A 214-nucleotide genomic window follows, 5' to 3' on the forward strand; every position below is an offset into this window, starting at 1 on the left:
ACAGTTGCTCGCCCAACTTGTGCGCCTCCAGCAGGCGCCGGAACTTCAGCAGCGTGGTGCCATCGGGCACCCGCTCACGTCCGAGGCCGATGCCCACGAAGCGCCGCAGCGCCGGGCTGTCCAGCAGTGCTTCCTCGCAGGCCTCGTCGGCCAGGTTGAACCAGTGCTGCACGAAGTACATGCGCAGCATGCGCTGCAGCCCTACCGGCGGGCG

1 protein-coding gene is annotated in these 214 nt (G+C 68.7%); it reads right to left on the reverse strand.

Going from position 1 to position 214, the window contains the following annotated elements; genetic code table 11:
* The coding region (locus JHD63_RS23810; protein ID WP_198973228.1) for a transposase at positions 1–214 on the reverse strand (214 nt) is incomplete at both ends.

Source organism: Xylophilus sp. ASV27, from assembly GCF_016428875.1.
Lineage (GTDB): Bacteria > Pseudomonadota > Gammaproteobacteria > Burkholderiales > Burkholderiaceae_C > Xylophilus.